The organism is Anoxybacillus andreesenii, from assembly GCF_030813005.1.
Taxonomy (GTDB): domain Bacteria; phylum Bacillota; class Bacilli; order Bacillales; family Cytobacillaceae; genus Robertmurraya; species Robertmurraya andreesenii.
Genome location: NZ_JAUSTU010000004.1, coordinates 189,891 through 206,718, shown reverse-complemented (window position 1 = coordinate 206,718; position 16,828 = coordinate 189,891). Strand labels below are relative to the sequence as shown.

At 48.6% G+C, this 16,828-nt stretch carries 27 protein-coding genes; 25 read left to right on the top strand and 2 right to left on the bottom strand.

All coding sequences use genetic code 11. The features are described from left to right. Nucleotides 1–2: 2 nt before the first annotated feature. The 24 genes from J2S07_RS21925 (at nucleotide 3) to J2S07_RS06095 (ending at nucleotide 15,691) form a co-directional block, all read left to right on the top strand. On the top strand, nucleotides 3–407 hold the full coding sequence (locus J2S07_RS21925; RefSeq protein WP_370872794.1) for a group I intron-associated PD-(D/E)XK endonuclease: 405 nt from the start codon (nucleotides 3–5) through the stop codon (nucleotides 405–407). Next, a complete protein-coding gene (locus J2S07_RS06200) occupies nucleotides 407–1,270 on the top strand; it encodes a hypothetical protein (RefSeq protein WP_307149539.1) in 864 nt (287 codons plus the stop codon). Before J2S07_RS21925 ends, J2S07_RS06200 begins: the two co-directional genes overlap by 1 nt. A gap of 218 nt (nucleotides 1,271–1,488) precedes the next feature. Continuing rightward, nucleotides 1,489–3,696 (top strand): DNA polymerase, encoded by a 2,208-nt coding sequence (locus J2S07_RS06195; RefSeq protein WP_307149538.1) that lies wholly within the window; start codon nucleotides 1,489–1,491, stop codon nucleotides 3,694–3,696. Beyond that, nucleotides 3,693–4,457, top strand: a complete 765-nt coding sequence (locus J2S07_RS06190; protein ID WP_307149537.1) for a DNA-methyltransferase — start codon at nucleotides 3,693–3,695, stop codon at nucleotides 4,455–4,457. Before J2S07_RS06195 ends, J2S07_RS06190 begins: the two co-directional genes overlap by 4 nt. After that, the gene (locus J2S07_RS06185) at nucleotides 4,454–4,630 is read left to right on the top strand and encodes a hypothetical protein (protein ID WP_307149536.1); all 177 of its coding nucleotides are present in this window, start codon (nucleotides 4,454–4,456) and stop codon (nucleotides 4,628–4,630) included. The genes J2S07_RS06190 and J2S07_RS06185 overlap by 4 nt, the downstream gene beginning before the upstream one ends. 4 nt (nucleotides 4,631–4,634) lie before the next feature. Further along, nucleotides 4,635–4,913, top strand: a complete 279-nt coding sequence (locus J2S07_RS06180; protein ID WP_307149535.1) for a thioredoxin family protein — start codon at nucleotides 4,635–4,637, stop codon at nucleotides 4,911–4,913. Next, complete coding sequence (locus J2S07_RS06175) at nucleotides 4,913–5,170, top strand: hypothetical protein (protein ID WP_307149534.1); 258 nt, start codon at nucleotides 4,913–4,915, stop codon at nucleotides 5,168–5,170. Before J2S07_RS06180 ends, J2S07_RS06175 begins: the two co-directional genes overlap by 1 nt. Next, nucleotides 5,167–5,394, top strand: a complete 228-nt coding sequence (locus J2S07_RS06170; protein ID WP_307149533.1) for a hypothetical protein — start codon at nucleotides 5,167–5,169, stop codon at nucleotides 5,392–5,394. The genes J2S07_RS06175 and J2S07_RS06170 overlap by 4 nt, the downstream gene beginning before the upstream one ends. Nucleotides 5,395–5,483: 89 nt before the next feature. Then, nucleotides 5,484–6,392 carry a hypothetical protein gene (locus J2S07_RS06165; protein WP_307149532.1) on the top strand — a complete coding sequence of 303 codons (909 nt, stop codon included), beginning with the start codon at nucleotides 5,484–5,486 and terminating at the stop codon, nucleotides 6,390–6,392. Then, the gene (locus J2S07_RS06160; protein WP_307149531.1) at nucleotides 6,392–6,904 is read left to right on the top strand and encodes a RuvC family protein; all 513 of its coding nucleotides are present in this window, start codon (nucleotides 6,392–6,394) and stop codon (nucleotides 6,902–6,904) included. Before J2S07_RS06165 ends, J2S07_RS06160 begins: the two co-directional genes overlap by 1 nt. 166 nt (nucleotides 6,905–7,070) lie before the next feature. Further along, a complete protein-coding gene (gene nrdJ, locus J2S07_RS06155; RefSeq protein WP_307149587.1) occupies nucleotides 7,071–9,392 on the top strand; it encodes a ribonucleoside-triphosphate reductase, adenosylcobalamin-dependent in 2,322 nt (773 codons plus the stop codon). A gap of 48 nt (nucleotides 9,393–9,440) precedes the next feature. After that, complete coding sequence (locus J2S07_RS06150) at nucleotides 9,441–10,001, top strand: NUMOD1 domain-containing DNA-binding protein (protein WP_307149530.1); 561 nt, start codon at nucleotides 9,441–9,443, stop codon at nucleotides 9,999–10,001. Nucleotides 10,002–10,026: 25 nt separating this feature from the next. Next, a complete protein-coding gene (locus J2S07_RS06145; RefSeq protein ID WP_307149529.1) occupies nucleotides 10,027–10,359 on the top strand; it encodes a hypothetical protein in 333 nt (110 codons plus the stop codon). Continuing rightward, the gene (locus J2S07_RS06140; protein ID WP_307149528.1) at nucleotides 10,360–11,076 is read left to right on the top strand and encodes a PhoH family protein; all 717 of its coding nucleotides are present in this window, start codon (nucleotides 10,360–10,362) and stop codon (nucleotides 11,074–11,076) included. Between the two features lie 36 nt (nucleotides 11,077–11,112). Continuing rightward, complete coding sequence (locus J2S07_RS06135; protein WP_307149527.1) at nucleotides 11,113–11,364, top strand: hypothetical protein; 252 nt, start codon at nucleotides 11,113–11,115, stop codon at nucleotides 11,362–11,364. A 24-nt stretch (nucleotides 11,365–11,388) separates the two neighbouring features. Next, a complete protein-coding gene (locus J2S07_RS06130) occupies nucleotides 11,389–11,559 on the top strand; it encodes a hypothetical protein (protein ID WP_307149526.1) in 171 nt (56 codons plus the stop codon). Nucleotides 11,560–11,604: 45 nt separating this feature from the next. Beyond that, nucleotides 11,605–11,802 carry a zinc ribbon domain-containing protein gene (locus J2S07_RS21920; RefSeq protein ID WP_370872791.1) on the top strand — a complete coding sequence of 66 codons (198 nt, stop codon included), beginning with the start codon at nucleotides 11,605–11,607 and terminating at the stop codon, nucleotides 11,800–11,802. Next, on the top strand, nucleotides 11,799–12,308 hold the full coding sequence (locus J2S07_RS06125; RefSeq protein ID WP_307149525.1) for a dUTP diphosphatase: 510 nt from the start codon (nucleotides 11,799–11,801) through the stop codon (nucleotides 12,306–12,308). The genes J2S07_RS21920 and J2S07_RS06125 overlap by 4 nt, the downstream gene beginning before the upstream one ends. Next, on the top strand, nucleotides 12,305–12,790 hold the full coding sequence (locus tag J2S07_RS06120) for an HNH endonuclease (RefSeq protein WP_307149524.1): 486 nt from the start codon (nucleotides 12,305–12,307) through the stop codon (nucleotides 12,788–12,790). The genes J2S07_RS06125 and J2S07_RS06120 overlap by 4 nt, the downstream gene beginning before the upstream one ends. Further along, a complete protein-coding gene (gene thyX, locus J2S07_RS06115; RefSeq protein ID WP_307149523.1) occupies nucleotides 12,787–13,476 on the top strand; it encodes an FAD-dependent thymidylate synthase in 690 nt (229 codons plus the stop codon). The genes J2S07_RS06120 and thyX overlap by 4 nt, the downstream gene beginning before the upstream one ends. Nucleotides 13,477–13,621: 145 nt before the next feature. Further along, a complete protein-coding gene (locus J2S07_RS06110) occupies nucleotides 13,622–13,984 on the top strand; it encodes a 3D domain-containing protein (RefSeq protein ID WP_307149522.1) in 363 nt (120 codons plus the stop codon). Beyond that, nucleotides 13,984–14,892: a hypothetical protein gene (locus J2S07_RS06105; protein WP_307149521.1), complete on the top strand. Its 909-nt coding sequence runs from the start codon at nucleotides 13,984–13,986 to the stop codon at nucleotides 14,890–14,892. Before J2S07_RS06110 ends, J2S07_RS06105 begins: the two co-directional genes overlap by 1 nt. Continuing rightward, nucleotides 14,889–15,488, top strand: a complete 600-nt coding sequence (locus J2S07_RS06100) for a deoxynucleotide monophosphate kinase family protein (RefSeq protein WP_307149520.1) — start codon at nucleotides 14,889–14,891, stop codon at nucleotides 15,486–15,488. Before J2S07_RS06105 ends, J2S07_RS06100 begins: the two co-directional genes overlap by 4 nt. Next, nucleotides 15,485–15,691 (top strand): hypothetical protein, encoded by a 207-nt coding sequence (locus tag J2S07_RS06095; protein WP_307149519.1) that lies wholly within the window; start codon nucleotides 15,485–15,487, stop codon nucleotides 15,689–15,691. The genes J2S07_RS06100 and J2S07_RS06095 overlap by 4 nt, the downstream gene beginning before the upstream one ends. 211 nt (nucleotides 15,692–15,902) lie before the next feature. Here the strand turns inward: J2S07_RS06095 and J2S07_RS06090 are convergent, their stop codons facing one another. Next, the gene (locus J2S07_RS06090; protein ID WP_307149518.1) at nucleotides 15,903–16,262 is read right to left on the bottom strand and encodes a hypothetical protein; all 360 of its coding nucleotides are present in this window, start codon (nucleotides 16,260–16,262) and stop codon (nucleotides 15,903–15,905) included. Between the two features lie 109 nt (nucleotides 16,263–16,371). On the opposite strand from J2S07_RS06090, the gene J2S07_RS06085 reads away from it, so the two are divergent. Continuing rightward, nucleotides 16,372–16,602, top strand: a complete 231-nt coding sequence (locus J2S07_RS06085) for a hypothetical protein (RefSeq protein ID WP_307149517.1) — start codon at nucleotides 16,372–16,374, stop codon at nucleotides 16,600–16,602. Here J2S07_RS06085 and J2S07_RS06080 read toward each other — a convergent pair whose 3' ends face one another. Next, complete coding sequence (locus J2S07_RS06080; RefSeq protein ID WP_307149516.1) at nucleotides 16,603–16,824, bottom strand: hypothetical protein; 222 nt, start codon at nucleotides 16,822–16,824, stop codon at nucleotides 16,603–16,605. Nucleotides 16,825–16,828: the final 4 nt, after the last annotated feature.

The following is a 16,828-nucleotide window of genomic DNA, read 5'->3' as shown; positions in this document are numbered from 1 at the left end:
CTATAGCACACGAGACAGTAACGAAAGGACGCCACTCCGAACTACTCGCTCAGACAGCGTTGTTGGCTAACGGTTGGTCGGTCGCGGAGCCTATCGCTCCTGAACCGTTCGACCTTGTAGCAAGGGCACCAGGCACGTCGGAGTGGCAACGAATTCAAATCAAAAGCGCACGTGTTCGCGACGACCGCAATGGTGAGATCGTTTGCTACGCCCGTAAGAATAGCGGAAAGCCTTATGACAAGGACGACTGCGACAAATTCATTGCGGTGCTGAACGGAGAAGTATTTATGTTCGACAACCGAGGTATCTCGGAGTACTGGGTCGGTGCTGACTCGATAGATGCGAAGTGGACGCGTTTATCGACGGGCATCGAATCACTAAAATTATGCGAAGGAGCTGGCGCTTAATGGCTAAATTGAATGGAGTAAAAACGTTGGATATGGTAAACGGAGAAATTACGAAGGTTGAGTATAACGGGGCGGTTTACGAGAAGGTGGACGGTAAGGCGCAGGCAGGTGACATTGGTCTACGCATTAGGAGCGATGCTAGCTGGGCGAATATTGGTTCGTTCTATCTAGTCGTAAGAGACGGGGTTTATTCGGACAACGGCGGTTTTGAACCTTATATAGAAGTGTCTCAGTGGCATTTTTTCCGCAAAGTAGCTGACGCTAGTGCCGCCAACCAATCGCCTACACCGTCTACCGACGCGCTAACCGACCGAGTAAGCACGCTCGAGCAACGAGTGGACAAACTCGAAGGCAAAACGGAATCTGACGGATTCAAACTCGTCACCGACCGTGAGCCAAAAGCGGGCGACTTCGCTAAGTTTTCCGAGGGTGACACGGTTAAACTCGTAATTAAAGAAGGAAAACGACCGCACTACGGCTATGGCTTGGTAGACAACGGCGAAATCGGCACAATCCGTGAAATTCGCAAGGACTTAATCAAAGTCGACTTTCCAAGCCAATCGGGATGGAGCGCAAAGCCGAACGAGCTCGAAAAGGTGTCGGCGGAGGAACTTGCGAAACAGGCGGAAACAGCGCGCTGGGCGAGCATTGGTCGCAAGCCTAACGAGTTCAAGAAGGGCGATATTGTTCGTTTAAATCAAGACTCTGGCGCGAATTACAAAGGTGAAATCGTTGAGATTGCTCAGGACGGAGCTGACTCATATTTTGACGAGAACGGAGATAGATACGCCGGTGCCCTGCACTGGTTCGAACTAATCACACCGGTCGAACAACGCTTCGATAAAACGGAGGCGACCGCCTAATGGACGCTTACGACTACTGGAAAACGACTCCGCCCGAGCCTACGCAACGGCAAGTCGGCGCTTGCGGTCATTGCGACTCGGAAATCTACGCAGGCGACACGGTGCTAATCGACCGGGTTGACGGCGGTTACTATTGCGACGAAGCGTGCTTTATGGCGTATATGCGCAAGGCGGGGCACGTCGAAACGGACACGGTAGATTAGACGAGGTGATACGATTTGCAAATACGCTTAAATTTACGGCAAGTTGATGCGAAGCAAAGCGAAGCAACGGCAAGGGTCAAGGCGGCGGCTGAACGTAAGGCAAAGGCGACCGAAACGATAGAGGACGCGTGGCAACGGATTCTATCGATGAAGAATAGTGACGCAGACCGAGCGCGATTACTCGAAGTAAAGGCGGCGATGGCGGAAGGGGTTATAGGCAGACATCCTTCCGACGCTGCCAAACGATTCAGCAAAGCGGAGGCGCTTCGGTTGCACAAAGAACTCGCGGAACGGCAACGCGAGGACACTTTGCGCAGAATGGTCGAGAATACACCGAGCAACTACGAATTAATTACGACACGCGAGCAGTTGGTTCACTTATCGGCGCAATTAATGGCGGAGGACACAGTCGCAGTTGATACGGAAACTACTGGCGTCGACGTTTACACGGACGTGATTGTAGGAATGTCGTTCAGCTTGCCAATCGCCAATAGGCACGTATATATTCCGGTCGACCATTCGGCAGACACTCCGCAATTATCGCTCGAATACGTATTACACACGCTGCGACCGTTTTTGCATCACGAAGCAATAGGAAAGGTACTCCATAACGCAATGTTCGATATTGCGATGTTTCGGCGTCACGGCTCCGACCTAAAAGGCGTCGTTTGGGACACTATGACGGCGATGCACTTGCTCAACGAAAACGAGGAGTCATTCCGGTTGAAAGACTTAGCGCCGAAATACCTCGGCGTTGAGTCGGATACTTTCGATACTTTGTTCGGACGTGACGCACAGTTTCGCGAGGTGCCGTTAGACATTGCACTAGTGTATGCGGCGAAAGATACCGAGTTGACCTGGAAGTTGTACAAGTTTCAATACGAACATATGGCGAAAATGCCTACGATTCTCGAGTATTACCAAACGGTCGAGGTGCCGTTGTTGTACGTCATTGTCGACTTAGAGGCAAACGGATATGTGCTCGACCTGGACTTCGCGAAAGATTACGGCGAACAACTACGGAAACGAGCCGAGGAATTGAGCGCCGAGCTAATCGCAACTTTGACGCCATATCATGACGGCGACGAGCCATTGAACCTAAATTCTACGCAGCAAATGAGACCGGCACTTTCGAAGGCGATTGGGACGGAGCTCACAAGCATGGACGCCAAGAAAACGCTCAAGCCGTTGAAAGGCGAGCATGACGTGATTGCGAAGTTACTAGAATACAAGAAAATTACGAAGCTGAGCGGCACCTATATCGACACGTTGCCGTTAAAGCAAAATCCGACCACTAAGCGATGGCACTCGCGATTTAATCCGATGGGAACGGTGACGGGGCGGTTTAGTTCCGGCAAGGACGAAGAGGACAAGTCGGCGCAAGGCTTTAACGTTCAGAATCAACCGCCCGAAGCCCGTCCGATGTTCGTTGCGCCGCCGGGCAAAGTGCTCGTAGGAGCCGACTTCAAGGCGCAAGAAATCCGATGCGTGGCGTACCTTTCGGGCGAACCGGTTTTAATTAACGCTTTCCTTGAAGAACGCGATCCTTACGCAATGATGGCTTCGAACTTCTACAAGCGACCGTATGAGGACGTATATAAGAACGCCGACGGCTCCGACACGAAGGAACGTAAGCAAATGAAAGTCGTTTGGCTTGCGACGCTTTACGGTATGAGCAAGTATTCGCTCGCGGAAATGCTAGGCGTTGACGTTAAGGCAGCCGTCCAATTCCAGTCTGACTTATTCGAGTCGATGCCGAAGCTAAACGCGTGGATAGAAGGCAACAAGAAATTCGTCGAGCAATACGGCTTCGTATGGACGGACAAGCAAGCGCGCAAACGACGCTTACCTGACGCCAGATTGCGCTTGAAAGGTTGGGGCGACCCGAATTTCAGCAAGAAAAACCGTGCGTTACGCCAAGCGACAAATGCTCGCGTGCAAGGCAGCTCGTCGATACAGACGAAAGTTACGATGTTGCGAGCGCATGAATATTGCGCAAATAAGCCGGGTTGGTCGCTTTGGTCGACGGTACATGACGAGTTGATTTTCGAGGTGCCGGAAGACTTTACGCTAGCCGAGGCGGAAGATATTCGCGATATTATGCTTAACTCATACGCTTGGGGCGACGTGGTAACCAACGGAACGGACATTGAGGTCATGCGCAGATGGGGCGAGGGCGTGCCCGTTGAAGAATGGTTTAAAACGAAGGAGGAGACTGAATGACGAAAGAGTTACTAGGTTCGTTAGAGTTGAATCGAATATATCAACGCGATTGTTTGGGAGTAGGAGGTATGGCGTTAATACCGGACAAGTCAATCGATATGATACTGTGTGATTTGCCGTATGGAACGACAGCTTGCAAATGGGATAGCATTATACCTTTCGAGCCATTGTGGGAGCAGTACGAGAGAATAATTAAGGAAGGTGGAGCTATTGTTCTCACGTCAAGCCAACCATTTACAACTAAACTAATTAATTCAAACATCGACTTATTTAAGTATTGCTGGGTGTGGAATAAGAAAAAAGGTGGAAATATTTTTAATGCCAAGTATCAGCCAATGAAAATACACGAAGATATATGTGTTTTTGGAAAAGGAACGATAAAATATAATCCTCAAATGGTTAAAAGAGATAAGGTTAAAAAGTCTAAGAATTACGGGACAGGAGAGGCTTTTGGTGGAGATAAAACTCCTGAAAGTAAAACATATATATACACTCACACTTATCCAAAATCAATAATTGAGTTTTCAAATGCTGTACAAAAAGGAAAAGTTCATCCTACACAAAAACCAGTTCCACTATTCGAGTATTTAATTAAAACTTATACCGAAGAAAATAATGTGGTCTTGGACAACTGTATGGGCTCCGGCACAACCGCAGTAGCTTGCGTTCGTACAAATCGTAGATTCATAGGTTTCGAGACTCAACCGGAGTACATCGAAATCGCAAATAAACGTTTAGATAACGAGGAGGAATCGTCATGAACAACGACCAACAATCGGCATTATTTCGCGCACTACAAGCGGGCAAGCTCCGCGAACTAGTCGCATTACGTGGCGGAACGGGCGACCTACGCCGTGAATTACGCCAATCACGCAAAGCCAAGCGCAAGCAAGCGAAGGCGAGTCGTCAATTTAATCGTAGGAAAGGGGCGTAATATTATGGCGATAATCATTCGCAAGTTATCACGCCCTGGTTGCCGACCATGCGCAGCAATCTCGCACTACCTGGCGGAAATCGCACCGCAAATCGCCGAGGAAGGCGCAACAGTTACGGAACACGACGTCATGGTCGAACGTGGCTTGCTCGAAAAGTACGAAATAACTGGCGTACCGGTACTCGTATTCGAGCGTAGCGGCGTCGAGGTCGCTAGGCTTACCGGCTTAGTTAGTCCCGAAGAGATTCTCGACACGTTAATTTATGCGAAAGAGGTGAGGTAATGAGCGAAGTTTACGAGATTGCTAATATCGAAAAGCACGACGGTCTAACCGAAGCAGACACCGCAAGAATTGGACGAAAAGTAAAAATCGGGGTGCTTCACGAAGGCTACCGCGCTTTATTACCGCATGCAGACGACGAAGAAAAGGCGCTATTCACTTCGGTCGTTAAGTCGATTGAGGGCGTTGAGGGAGACGGTGAAATTAAATTCACGACGATAAATACAACTTATACACTTCGAAAGGTGGCGGGTGAATGAAGGACATTCTGCTCGGCATTGTAGCGCTAGTAATCGCGGTCATATTCGCGATTGGAGTTTACCTATTATTCGGCGCCATTTATTACTACGGACTGCAAACGCTTGGAGTCGAATTAACGTTCGGACAAGCCGTCGTGCTGGCGGTACTAATCGTAGTCACCGGAATATTGTTTCGAGGTAAAGAACGCAAGCAGACGAAAGGGGACGATGCTTTATCGGAATAAACATAAACGAAATCGCTCAGCAATTTACGGAATTTCTAAACGAGTGGCACAGTTACCCCGAGCCGTATGATACGAAATTAGACGCTTGGTTGCACGAAATCTACGCAAAGGAAATGCGGAAGTTTAAGCGCCTCGATTACAAATCGGCACCGTACTTTTCGCCGAGTTCTGCCGGAAAGGACATGCGCGAGCTGTACGTCAAAGCGTTACGTATGCCAAAGGACGCCGACGATGTTAAACCGTGGCAAAGGCGATATACGGCACGGGGCACAGCTATCGGGGACTGGCTTCAGCGCGAAGTATTACTAGCCGAGCGTCACTTCGAAAAGTTTACCGGAAAGACCGTGCCGTTTAAGATGGCGAGACGCGATGACGGAGCTCCTTTCTTCGAGGACTTCGTTCACGGGCAGCGTTTCTTCGAGCATAACGGACAACGCTTTTCAATACTCGGAACAAACGATGGTGTTCTCGAGTGTGTTGACGAGAATGGCGAAATCAAACGTATCGGGCTCGAAATCAAATCGAAGCAAACGAGCTATAGCGAAACGGGCTTTCAGCGAATGAAAGGTCCGAAGGATGACCACGTAAAGCAAGTGACTTGTTACGGATTGATGTACGACTTGGACGCGTACTTAATCATTTACGTTAATTGCTCGGTGAAAGCGTGGTTTATGACGGACGACGAGTTTGCCAAAGCGCCCGACTTTCGAGTGTTCGGCGTGGAAATCACCGAAGATATGAAAACGGAAATTCTCGATAAGTTTGCGGAAGTGACTCGCTGTGTTGCCGTAGAGACTCCGCCAGCGCTCGATTTAGATCAATTCCGTTTTAACAACTTCAAGCGTAGTTGCGCGCTTTCGTTAAGCGACGAGGAATTCGAAATACTCAAAGCACAGGTTCGACGGGCGCAACGGTCAGGCTTGCCGCAGTGGAAAAAGGAGCAATATTACGAAGCGTTCGAGTTTATTCGTGAGGTACGCGAAAAGGAGGCGGTATAGTGCGGATTCTCGGCATAGATACCTCTTTCGCATCTCCCGGCATGGCGGTTATCGAAGTAAAAAACGGAAAGGCAAAGCTAATCGCAGCTAGTCACGTCAAAACGAACGGTAAATACGCAAAGCATGGCGATGAAGCGCGTAACCGCATGATATACAGTTGGACGCTATTGTTTTGTCGGGAGCATTACCCTTTCGACGTAGTTGTTCGCGAGAAATTTAACTCGCCTAGCGTTGATATTACTCGAAAAGTGTTCGGTGCCTGGCGAGAAATGGATTCAGCACTTGCGACGCTAGGTTACGACGGTACGCCCGAAACAGCGACGCCCGGTCAATGGATGAAGGTGGTCGTCGGAAAAGGTAAGCCGAGCAAGGAAGAAATCGAAACAGCCGTTAAAGGTTTTATCGGGGACGTCGAGTTTGCTACTAGCGGTAAAGGCGGAACATACGACGAAAGTGACGCGGCTGGCTTGGCTCTTTGGTGGGCGATTAAGGAAGGACTGATTAAAACGTGAGCCTATCGCAAACTTACGCCAAACTCCTCGCCGACCTCGAGCGCGAACTCATCGAAATTGACCGCGACCTTGCAACTCTCGACAGTCGGCGCGAGGCGTTGGAGGAGCGGAAAAATGAAGTCGAAGAAGGAATTAACGGAATAAAGGAGCGGATTACTTGGTAAAAATGAGCGCAGAACTAATCAAAGACGTAAAATTATCGGAATCATTCCTCGAACAATATCGCAACAAACAGCCGAAGTGGGGCTTCGGAGGACTTGGCTACATCGTTTACCTCCGCACATACGCCCGTAAGAAAGCCGACGGAACGCTCGAGCGATGGGACGAAACGGTGCAACGTATTACCGAAGGAAACTTCAAAATCGAGGCTCGTAGACTAGCGGAAATCGGAAAGCTAACCGAAATGAAAGTTGCCGACTTAATGACGGAGATGGAACGCTTTTACCACCTCGTATTTAATCTCGTAATGACTCCGCCAGGTCGTGGACTTTGGATGAGCGGAACGGAATACGCCGAAAAGGTGGGCGACGCCGAGAATAACTGTTGGGGCGTTTCGATGCGACCGCAGCCGTACCTTGCCGGAGAGGAACCGAAAGTATCATTTGCGCCAGTATTTACGTTCGACCAAGCGATGAAGGGCGGAGGCGTTGGCGTTAATATACAGCGAAAATATGTTAATCAGATACCGAAGGTAGAGAACGCGCTAGAATTGACGTTTGTTTGTGACGGTGTACATGCTGATTATCATTCGGAATTAAAGGAATTAAAGGTGTGGGAGCGGTTTGATGCTATCGAAGATTTTACCGTTACTGATTCCCGTGAAGGTTGGGCAGAAGCGCTCGGAAAAGTTATCGACGCACACTACGAAGGCTTAACGGAATTAGTCATCGACATAAGCGATATTCGTCCTCGAGGCACCGATATTAAAGGATTCGGCGGAGTCGCTAGCGGACCTGCGCCGTTGGTGACGATGCTTACGAAGGTGAACGAAATACTTAATCGTCGAGTTAACGACTATGTAACACCGACCGAGTGGGGCGATGTTGTTCAGTTAATCGGAACGTGTGTAGTTGCAGGAAACGTGCGTCGGACGGCGCTCATCTTAATCGGCGACCAAAACGATAAAGAATACGTCGAATCGAAAAACTATTCACTTCCGCAAAACCTCGAGGCGTCGCAATGGCGATGGGCATCGAATAATTCGGTCGATATTAGCGTAAATACTGACCGTGAAACACTGCGCAACCTTGCCGTCAATATTTATTACAACGGTGAGCCCGGCTATGTAAACGTTGAGTTAAGCCGAAACTTTGGTCGAATTATCGACGGATTCCAAAAAGACATTGACGGCGAGGTAGAAATCTTTAACCCATGCGGAGAAATTACGCTGCCAAATACATCGCCGTGTAACTTATTCGAAATTAACTTACCGCGTGTTCACGAGTTAATTGAAAAAGGAATCGAGGGCGATCACCTTTACGAAGAAGTAGCGTACCTAGCTGCGCGGTATGCCTACCGCATTACTTTCCGACCTTACGAATGGGAGGCAACGCGCGATGTCGTATATAGGCACCGTAGGCTAGGCGTGGGCATTACCGGTATTACGGATTGGGTGCTCATGAGATTCGGCGAAAAGGCCGTAGTCGGGTTTGACGACGAAGGTAACGCGCAATATAACGAAGAAGTGACCGCCGAACTCGACCGACTATATAACTACGTCAAGGAATCGAACATCGCGCAAGCAGTCGAATTACAAGCGAATCCATCGATAAAAGTTACGACCGTCAAGCCGAGCGGAACAGTGTCGCTACTAATGGGCGTGTCGCCAGGTCAGCACTATCATTGGGCGCCGTACATGGTACGCCGAATAAGAATGGCGGCGAATGCTCCCTTAGTGCCGATTTTGCAAGAGTGCGGATACTACATCGAACCGGCTGTTAGCGGATTTAACGCCGATGGGTCGAAAAAGTACGATTATAACACGTTAGTTGTCGAGTTTCCGGTAAAAGCACCGACGGCTGAGCATCCGAAATTTCAGTCGGCTGGAGACGTGCCACTGCGCGAACAAGCTGCGCTTCAAGCGTTACTAGCAACGTATTGGAGCGACAATGCAGTATCGGCGACGTTGTCCTTTAAGAAGGCGCAGCCAAAGCCAGTTTATTTCGCTGACGGTTCAATACTTCACGATAAATTCGGACAGCCGGAATTGAAAATTGATAAACGCGATGAGGACGCAATAATAGACGAAATAACCGACATTCTCGACCGTTATAAAGGCGTCATCAAATCGACGAGTTTATTGCCTCATGCGACCGATACGTACCCGCAAATGCCGTACGAAGAAATAACCAAGGAAACGTACGAGGAAATGGTATCTAAGTTAACAGCGAAGCCTTGGGAGTTAATTAATGGAACAGTAGAAGCTGAGGATGAAGATACAACAGACTATTCGTCTGAATGTACGGGTAACTCTTGCCCTCTTAAATAAGGAGGTAATCGTATAAAGAAATGCTTACAATGTGGAGAGGTCAAGCCTTTGGCCTCCTTCCACAAACATAATAAGTTATCAGACGGTAGACGCCCGGAATGCAAAGAATGTAGCAAAAAGAGAAACCAAGAAAAAGCAGCCAATGACCCTTATACAAGTACTTTAAATAAAATGGCCGACAATATTTTAAAAAGGACTAAATACGCAATCAATAAACCTAAGAATAAGACGTACCTTGTTCGAGGTATCAAATGTTTATTAGGTGATAGCAGAAACGAAATAAGAGAAATGTTGGACAAACATTATGGCTGTGAAATAAAGAAGCTACTCCATCGAGGACAAAAACCGAGCGTTGATAGAATCGACCCTTACGGTCATTATGAGTTAGGAAATATACAAATTGTTAGTTTAGAAGAGAACTTATCACGGATAGACCATAAGAGTATATCGAAATCAGTCAGGGTTACGTTCCCAGACGGCGAACAAAAGGTTTTTGAAAGCATAAGCGACGCTTCTAAGGAATTAGGCTGCAAACGAGATACGATTTATGCGTCTTTAAAGCGTCCAGGAATAAATAGGCGAGGTTTAATATTCGAGTTAGTAAGTTGAATATAATTTTTTCGGAGGTGTTAACGTGGAAATACTTTCGCAAACGACGAATTGGGGCGTGTATGTTTTTCTATTGATGATTTTCGGCGGGTTGGCGCTAGCATTTAGCGTCGGTCTTATCGCCATCATCATCGATGTTGTAAGCGGTCAAGGTTCGAGTGAGCACTTTTTCGGAGGAATCCTTGCGATAGGTGTCGCTGTGATATCCGTGCTAGTAGCGGTTGATGTTGTGCGCGACGGACCCGACATCACCTACAAGGCGACCATTACGGACTTTAACGAAGTATACACGCAAGGCTACGAAATAATCGAAAAGGACGGCAACCTATATACACTACGCGAAAGCGAGGCGGAATAATTGGCATACTTCGGACTAAGCGCCAAAAACGAAGCACAAAAGCGAGCAATGCAAGCGTTAAGCAACGATAAGCCGTTCACGTTTTTAACGGGACCAGCCGGAACGGGCAAGACGTTAATCGCCCAAGCGGTCGGACTAGACAGCGTTATCGAGCGCCGTGACCACCGCAAGCTAGTCTACACGCGATTACAAACGCAAGTCGGCATGGACGTCGGTGCATTGCCTGGCGACCTCAACGAAAAGACATATCCGTTCGTGGCTCCGTTTATGGATAATCTCGACGTGCTGACCGAAAAGCCGAGCGAAATTAAGCGCTACTTTTCCGAGGGCGATGACGATAAGCGCAAGATATTCTTCGATTCGATTCAAACGGTGCGAGGGCGGTCGCTCAATCATACGTTTTTACTAGCGGACGAAGTTCAAAACCTCGATATTCACACGATGGCTGCGCTCGCTACTCGTCCAGGACTCCGCGCTAAGTTCGTCTTTATGGGAAACTTTGCGCAAATTGATAACGCCAAACTACGAAAGCCGGAGGCGAACGGGTTGTATCGATTGCTTGCCGGATTATACGAAAAAGAAGCGTTCCAGTATTTTGACCACGTAAATTTAACGGAGACGCAACGCCATCCGGTCGTCGAGATAGTTGAGGAAATCTTGCGTAATCACGAAATGGCGCCGGAGTTTGCCGAGTTGGAGGCGCGTGGTAACGTGTAGTCGAACCAAACTGTGAAGTAAAGGTGGAGATTGAAAATGCCACATTTAACACCATTCATGTATACAGCACACTATGAGGGTGCTAAACCTTATCTTGTATATTCAGTTGATTGTGATGAACCTGAAAAAACAAGTGGATATATGCAAGGTTATTGGGCATGTACGCATTGCGGAGAGGGAAATCATTTTAGATTTTATGATGATTCATATCATCCGAGATTCTTAGCGAAGTGTCCATCCTGTAAGCAAGAATTTATTGCGATTGATGATACAGAAGATATTGAGTAACTGCAACATAAGGATGGTGATTTTATGAAACAGCAAATAGAAGAATTACTTGAAAAACTTAAAGAAATTTCAAATGAAAAACACAATCAAGGGATTAACCTACATGATGTTTCGGAAGGATTGTCTGAATGGAATTTTGGATATTCAGAGGGATTAGAACATGCCATTCAAACGATTGAATCGCTAATTAAGTAACGAACAGTCCGAGACAAATACGCAATAAAAAGGAGGACGACCGCCATGCCGTTCTACACGTTTAAATGTACGAAATGCAACACGCAACGCGACGAATTAGTGCCGATGGGCACCGAGTCAACCAAATGCGCAACTTGCGGCGAGCCTACCGTTAAGCAGCCGAGTTTCCGGTTTAATGCGACAGGCTTGCCGAATGGGTTCGCAAGTTCACGAACAAAACCTCGAAAGGATGACGATAAATGAACGTAAAAATTAAACGCCTACACCCCGAAGCAGTTATACCGAAATACGCCCACGATTACGATGCAGGATTCGACCTCGTAGCAACCGAGGACGTCATCGTCGAGCCTGGCGAAACAGTCAAGGTGCCGACGGGCTTGGCGTTCGAAATTCCGCAAGGGTACGAATTGCAGATTCGCCCACGGTCGGGCGTGACGCTGAAAACGAAACTACGCGTGCAACTAGGCACGGTCGACGCGGGATATCGCGGCGAGGTTGGCGTGATTGTCGATAATATCGCAAGTGATCCTTTTGGTAACTTCGACCACTACCCGAATGGAATCGACAGAAATCCTATCGAAAGGCAGGAGCAAGAGTACGAATATGATGCGTATATCATCCGTAAAGGCGACCGAATCGCCCAGGCGGTAATCAAACGTGTCGAGCAAGCGCAGTTTATCGAAGTTGACGAGTTGAGCGAGACGGCAAGGGGCGACGGCGGCTTCGGAAGTAGCGGGGTGAAAGCGTGAAAGAGATTCCGTTATCAAAAGGACGAGTAGCATTAGTCGACGATGATATGTTTGATTATCTGAACCAGTGGAGTTGGTTTTATCATAAAAACGGATATGCGATGAGAAGTTACAGGAAAGACGGCCGTTATATGAAAGATAGAATGCATCGACTTGTGCTTAATGCGCCAAAAGGGTACGACGTTGACCATATAAACGGCAATAAACTAGATAACAGAAAATGCAATCTACGAATAGCAACTCGTTCTCAAAATAACTACAACAAGACTACACAATCAAACAGTTCCTCGGGGTTTAAAGGCGTATCTTGGAGTAAGCAAAGGAATAAGTGGAGAGCTCGGATACATGTGAATAAAAAGGAAATACATTTAGGGTTTTTCGAGTATGCCATCGATGCTGCTTTAGCCTACAATGAAGCTGCTATAAAAGTTCATGGGGAGTTTGCTAGACTAAATGAATTAGATGAGGTGTTAGTTGGATGAACGAAATCATCAATGTATTAGATAAAGGTTATGTGCGACTTACAAACGTAATGGGCTCCGACTTATCAGTCGTAAATAGCGCCCGCGTTTCCTACGACAAGGAATCGACGGAACTATCGGAAAAGGACGTCCGCCTTATTAAGTTTTTAGCACGCGAGGGACATACGTCTCCCTTCCGACATGCGACGCTTCAATTCGAAATATATGCGCCGTTAATGGTAGCGCGTCAGCATTGGAAGTATATCGTAGGCTCCGACCATACGATGGACGCATGGAACGAGTCAAGCCGTCGATACGTTACCGAAGAGCCCACGTTCTACATTCCGCAAGCTGACGAATGGCGTTCAGCGCCCGAGAACTCGAAGCAAGGCAGCGGTGCAACATTGCCGACCGATCATGGCGCAATAGCAACGCAAGATTTGCTCGATTATGTTGCGTTTGGCGAGCGATTATATGAACGCGCACTGAACTCCGGTGTCTGCGCCGAGCAAGCACGCCTATTCCTACCAGCCTACGGTATGTACGTGCGTTATTACTGGACGGCAAGCCTTCAATCTGTTGCTCATTTCCTTAATCAGCGCTTGGCTCACGACGCACAAGCCGAAATTCAAGCGTATGCTAAGGCGGTCAACGAACTAGCAACGAAATATTTTCCGGTAAGCATCGATGAGTTGGTGAAAGGGTGATTCTATCTACTTATTATCTACGATTCTATTAACGGCAAATCTGTTTTACTCGCAAGTTCCTCCACCAATTCCGACTATTCAATCAGCAGTCCTCGCCGAACATGTCGCTCCTAATGCGCAGATTTGGCGGGAGCAAGTCGAAGTATTGGCGACTGAGAATCAACGCTTACAAGACGAAATAGCACGCTTGAAAGCGACGGCATGGCAACCGTTCGAAGTAACGGCATATACAGCCGGCTATGAATCTACGCAAAAGCAAGCGGGCGAAGTCGGATATGGCATAACGGCGAGCGGCACGCAAGTCACCGAAGGGCGCACGATAGCCTGCCCGCCGAGCCTTCCGTTTGGCACCGTCGTCGAAATCGAAGGCATTGGCGAGCGAGTTTGCGAGGACCGAGGCGGAGCTATCAAGGAAGGGCATATCGACGTATATATGGCGGATTTAAACGAAGCGCAATCGTTTGGTAGGCAGAAACGATTCGCGCGGATTATAAGGGAGGCGGAATAATGACGAAAATTCATACGATTAAAGACGAAAGTTTGGGCGGGGTTTTGCGGGAGTATGTCGAGGTGGAGCGAAGGGCGAGCGATGGGGATTACATTGTGTGTACGCAAGACGGCGACCAAAACGGAAGATTCTACCGAAAAGGAGACGTTGGGAAATTCTTATATTTTAGCGATAGATACCCGTCTATACGAGTTAAATTTGACGACGATTTAGACGGAATACGTGAGGACGGCGAATGTTATGTGGGAACCGATTCTTTTTCCGTTATTGAACCGACCGACATCGTCCACATCGACGGCACACGCTATCGCCTAGTCGACCGCAAGGCGGAAGTTGGCGAGAAGGTGTTGATTGTAAATCCGAAACACACTTCCGTAATGAAGGACTACAACCTAGGTGACGTTTTTTCGGTGTCGTCTATATACGTGGAGTCTGTTGAAACGGACTCGCCGACGCCTGATAAAGCCGATAAATTACGGTTTTGGGATTACGAATACCGCGTACTCGTGCCGGTCACTGCAACCGACGATACTCCAACGGTCGACGGACCTACGGTGGACACCCGCCACGCATCGCCGGAGGTTATCGACTTGCTAGCGAATCTTGCTCGCCGAGTAACTTCGCTTGAACAACAGTTGCGCGACACGCAAGGCAACGTCGAAAAGTTGGCGGAAGAATTAGAGACAAAAACGCACGAACTAGGCGAAAAAGTCGAACAAGTTTCGGCGAATGTCGAAATGACAATCGACGATATTGTGACTCTAGACGAGCGCACTCAATCGGAAAAACCGTTCTTCACCACGTTTAAGCCAACGTTCTATATCAACCGTGAGGTGTCTAGCGCGAAACTACTCGCCGAAGCTTTCGAAGCACTTGCGAAATATGAACGCGGAGGTGCTCGCCCGTGAAGCACGAAATCGAGGTAAATCGCAAAATCACCGTAACCAAAATTGCCATCTGCGGCAAGCTTCGGTCGGGCAAGGACACGGCGGCGCACCACCTGTATATCTCGCACGGATTCGACCAGGTGGCGTTTGGCGACGCACTCAAGCGCTTGGCACACGAAACGTTCCCCGACGTCGGTATCCTCTCGAAGCCCCGCGCGTTATATCAAACGTTCGGCCAACTTATGCGCGAAATCGACCCGGACGTTTGGGTGCGCCATGCCGAGCGGAAGGTCGACGGTATCATTGACTACCGTGCCGGCACCGACGACCATATCGGCGTAGTAATTACGGATTTGCGTCAGCCAAACGAGTATGCTTGGGCGAAGGCGAATGGCTTTACGATAATTCGCGTCACAGCGCCCGACCAATTGCGCATGGACAGGGCGGTGGATGCTGGCGACGACTTTACGGTGCATGATTTCGCCCACGAAACGGAACAACACGTCGATAGCTTCGAGGTAGATTACGAAGTGGTCAACGATGGGACGGTCGAGGAGTTAAAGGCGAAGGTTGACGCGATAATGGCGAAGATTAACGGTTTGGAGGCGGTAAATTGAGCGACTTAAAACAAATCGGCTATATCGATAAAAATATGCAAGGCAACCGCGTCTATGATGCGGACGGCATATCGGCAACACTCGCAAGCCAAACGGGCGGGCAACGCCGTCACGGTGAACGTAATCGTCGCCATCGCACGCAAGTTAATACCGTTCATCACGTCCGAAAATTAACCAATTACGCATACGGAATCTATACGTAAACACGCCCGGCTCGGCACGTCGAAACAAGCGGTCGGCATCGGCGGCTTGGGCGAGCGGATTCCGCAAGGTTTCCTCGCCTGCCGGCCCGATTTCAATTCGTTGCAACGGGCGGTTGTAGTGCGCGGCGTAGTCCTTCGGCAGCATGGCGTGGGCCAGCGGGCTGAGTTCGAGCGTCTTATCCGGGGTTATTTCTACGGTCAATCGGTTCAGTCAGGCGAGCTCAAACGTGTGCCAAAACGTCGGCCCATCGTCGACCTTTCCGACATATACGAATTTAACAGGCAGGTCGGCGTCAGTCAGCGCCAGTTTATCGCAAACTTTCTTGCCGATAGCTGTGCCGAGGTAGCCACGCTTGTCGGGGCGAACGGTTGACGCGTTCGGCACCTTGGCGAGTTCTTGCTTGACGATGCCTATGCGTTTGTTTTCGACGTCGACCGACACGACAACGGGCGTAAATTGCGTCACGGCTAGCGTTTTAATGGCTGCCGACGACAGGCGCAAACGGCGGTATTTATCGATAGTAACGGCATTGTCGCCACGGCTGGCAACGGATAACGGTTCGAATGGCAAAAGAATCACGTCCCTACGGTTTATTTAACGATATTATTGCACTAAATTTGACGATAGTCAAACGCAATGCAAGCGAGATTGTAAAAAATGACGCAAGGGTGGGCGGTATATGGCGATAGTGACTAATTTATCGCATTGTCAGCCGTATTTTAAAGCGTACTGCGCGGAACATGGCCTGACGGATGGCGACGAGTGGAAAACATGGGAGTATATGGCGTGGATTAGCCGTAAATGGGAGGACTATCGGCGTTTAAGGGGAAAAGGTCGATACGACTCAATTATGGAAAGTGAACGGTTGGAGTTCGAGGAAATGTATATTAAAAAGCTAACCGCGGAATGATTAACGGTTAGCTTCGTATAGTGCGTTTCGTCGAAGAATAGGTTCGGTAATTTCAAAGTAGGTTTTTGCGTCGCCTTCTTCCATAGCCTTAACAATTGCGAGTTTTTCTCCACGAGTTAGGTACGGAAGAATTTGCGTCAAGAAGAACTCTTTCAATTCGCCATCTTTCTTCGATTCCTTTTTCGCGGCTAGCCGTTCATTAAAACTAATTACTTTCGCCATATAT

Excerpts from the sequence above, each read along its gene's own strand:
- J2S07_RS06200 (WP_307149539.1), top strand. The coding sequence starts at position 407 with ATGGCTAAATTGAATGGAGTAAAAACGTTGGATATGGTAAACGGAGAA.
- J2S07_RS06190 (WP_307149537.1), top strand. The coding sequence starts at position 3,693 with ATGACGAAAGAGTTACTAGGTTCGTTAGAGTTGAATCGAATATATCAA.
- J2S07_RS06185 (WP_307149536.1), top strand. The coding sequence starts at position 4,454 with ATGAACAACGACCAACAATCGGCATTATTTCGCGCACTACAAGCGGGC.
- J2S07_RS06180 (WP_307149535.1), top strand. The coding sequence starts at position 4,635 with ATGGCGATAATCATTCGCAAGTTATCACGCCCTGGTTGCCGACCATGC.
- J2S07_RS06175 (WP_307149534.1), top strand. The coding sequence starts at position 4,913 with ATGAGCGAAGTTTACGAGATTGCTAATATCGAAAAGCACGACGGTCTA.
- J2S07_RS06170 (WP_307149533.1), top strand. The coding sequence starts at position 5,167 with ATGAAGGACATTCTGCTCGGCATTGTAGCGCTAGTAATCGCGGTCATA.
- nrdJ (WP_307149587.1), top strand. The coding sequence starts at position 7,071 with ATGAGCGCAGAACTAATCAAAGACGTAAAATTATCGGAATCATTCCTC.
- J2S07_RS06135 (WP_307149527.1), top strand. The coding sequence starts at position 11,113 with ATGCCACATTTAACACCATTCATGTATACAGCACACTATGAGGGTGCT.
- J2S07_RS06130 (WP_307149526.1), top strand. The coding sequence starts at position 11,389 with ATGAAACAGCAAATAGAAGAATTACTTGAAAAACTTAAAGAAATTTCA.
- J2S07_RS21920 (WP_370872791.1), top strand. The coding sequence starts at position 11,605 with ATGCCGTTCTACACGTTTAAATGTACGAAATGCAACACGCAACGCGAC.
- J2S07_RS06125 (WP_307149525.1), top strand. The coding sequence starts at position 11,799 with ATGAACGTAAAAATTAAACGCCTACACCCCGAAGCAGTTATACCGAAA.
- thyX (WP_307149523.1), top strand. The coding sequence starts at position 12,787 with ATGAACGAAATCATCAATGTATTAGATAAAGGTTATGTGCGACTTACA.
- J2S07_RS06105 (WP_307149521.1), top strand. The coding sequence starts at position 13,984 with ATGACGAAAATTCATACGATTAAAGACGAAAGTTTGGGCGGGGTTTTG.
- J2S07_RS06085 (WP_307149517.1), top strand. The coding sequence starts at position 16,372 with ATGGCGATAGTGACTAATTTATCGCATTGTCAGCCGTATTTTAAAGCG.
- J2S07_RS06080 (WP_307149516.1), bottom strand. The coding sequence starts at position 16,824 with ATGGCGAAAGTAATTAGTTTTAATGAACGGCTAGCCGCGAAAAAGGAA.